Source organism: Mesorhizobium sp. M1A.F.Ca.IN.020.03.2.1, assembly GCF_004023205.1.
In the GTDB taxonomy this organism is placed as follows: domain Bacteria; phylum Pseudomonadota; class Alphaproteobacteria; order Rhizobiales; family Rhizobiaceae; genus Mesorhizobium.
The window spans coordinates 1-688 of the sequence record NZ_RZSV01000497.1 but is presented as its reverse complement, the minus strand read 5'-3'; the positions used below and the strand labels follow the sequence as shown (position 1 = coordinate 688).

Genomic DNA, 688 nt, shown 5'->3' with positions numbered 1-688 from the left:
ATCATGCGCGATCCGACGCTCAACCTGCCGGAGCGGCATTTCGGCCTCGTCCAAGCAGGGGAGCACGAGAACCTCATGGCGCATCTCGACCGGCTTGCCGACATGGTCGAGAAGTCGCTCGATATCGACGCCATTCTCGCGCTGGCGAGCCCGCTCGAACCCACGGCCGGCGACTTCGGCGAGGCGTTACAGCCGCCAAGCCAGCGCATTGCACTGGCCGAGGACGCCGCCTTCACCTTCCTCTACCCGCACGTCGCCTCATACTGGCGAAACGCTGGCGCCGAGATCGTGCCCTTCTCACCGCTTGCCGACGAAGCGCCGAGCCAAGATTGCGATGTCTGCTGGCTGCCAGGCGGTTATCCAGAACTGCATGCCGGCAAGCTTGCGGCCGCTGGCAACTTCCGTGCGGGAATGGCCCGTTTCGCCGCGACCAAGCCAGTGCATGGCGAGTGCGGCGGCTTCATGGTGCTGGGCGAGGTGCTGGAGGATGCGGACGGCGAGAGCCATAAAATGCTTGGCCTGCTTGGCCATTCGACCAGCTTCGCCAGGCGCAAGATGAACCTCGGCTATCGCGAGGCGCGGCTGCGCGCCGGGTGTCCGCTTGGCAGCGAAGGCATGCTCATCCGCGGCCATGAGTTCCACTATGCGCAGATCGCCGCCACAGGCAATGACGAGCCGCTGGCGGACC

At 65.6% G+C, this 688-nt stretch carries 1 pseudogene; it reads left to right on the top strand.

The window, feature by feature from the left end:
• Positions 1-688, top strand: a pseudogene (locus EOA79_RS32355) (cobyrinic acid a,c-diamide synthase); the annotation flags it as partial.